The sequence below is a fragment of the Xanthobacter sp. BG11Y11_SDJG genome (assembly GCF_057364445.1).
In genome coordinates, this window is the sequence record NZ_JBNFNU010000704.1 from 1 (window position 1) to 1181 (window position 1181).

1 protein-coding gene is annotated in these 1181 nt (G+C 73.8%); it reads right to left on the minus strand.

The window, feature by feature from the left end:
* Window positions 1-251: 251 nt before the first annotated feature.
* The gene (locus AC2W7M_RS25915; RefSeq protein WP_486136008.1) at window positions 252-881 is read right to left on the minus strand and encodes a DsbA family protein; all 630 of its coding nucleotides are present in this window, start codon (window positions 879-881) and stop codon (window positions 252-254) included.
* Between the last annotated feature and the right edge of the window lie 300 nt (window positions 882-1181).

Consider the following 1181-nt stretch of genomic DNA (forward strand, 5'->3'; position numbering starts at 1 on the left):
CCTGGCGTCCGGCGCCGGTCTGCGCGGCGGCGAGGCGCTGCGACGAGGCCCAGGGGCACGGACAGGGGGTGCGGCCAGCAGCGCGCCAGCAATGAGGAGCGTCAGGCGATGGCGGATCATGGCGGCCTCCGTCTCGTCTTGTCGCGGCCCGCGCATGCCGGGCGGCAGGGCACGGCCCGGCCCCCCGCTGTCGGGGACCGGCGCGACACCCTATGCTCGCCGCCGATCGCGGCCGAAGCGGGGCCGGCGCGTCACTGCGCCTTGATCGGCCGGTAGGGCGTGCGCCCGCTGGCCAGCGCGTCGGCGAGCAGGTCGAGGCGGTCCTGGCCCCAGAACACCTCGCCGTCGAGCACATAAGACGGCGCGCCGAACACGCCGGCGGCGATCGCTAGCGCCCGGTTCTCGTCATAGGCGCTGGCGGCGGCCTCGCTCTCCGCGGCCAGCGCCAGCGAGCTTCCCGGCAGCCCCACCTCGTCGGCGATCGCCGCCAGGGTGGCCGGATCGGCGAGGTTCTCCTCGCGCTGCCAGACCCCCGCGAAGATGCGACGCATCAGCGCGTCCACCGGCAGGCCGGCCTGGAGCGCGGCGATGATCATCTGGTGGGCGCGGGTCTGGTCGAACGGCCAGAAGCGGGGATGGATGTTCAGCTCCACATTGCGCTTCACGCGCCAGCGCTGCAGCTCCACCAGGCGATAGTCCTGGCGCGCCGGCGCGCGCTTGGGCAGCGGCAGGCCGCCGGTCTCGGCGAACACCGGGCCGAGCGCTACCGGGCGGAAGGCCACGTCCAAGCCGTAGGTGCGCACCAGATCCATGAACGGGGCATGGCCCATGAAGGTCCAGGGCGAGGGGGTGGAAAAATAATAGTCGACGTGGCGCGCCATCTTCGCTCTCCGGGCGTTTTCCCCTGACGAGGGGCGGATGTGCGCCCGAACCCCGCTCGGGTCAATGGCGGTCCTGCCGCTTGACACGAGAAGGGGGGAGGGGGCTCCATCGAGGCGGCCGCGCGGCGCCCCCGGCGCGGCCAAGAGAGTGAAGGAGGCGCATATGGGCGCTCGGGATCCCGTGGTGGCACGTCTGGCGGCGCTCAAGGGCGAGCTGGAATCGGTGGGGGCGGAACTGGGCGCGCCGCGGCGGTCGACGTGGAGTCGCGCGCGCTGCCGGCGCGCGCCGCGCGGCCGAGG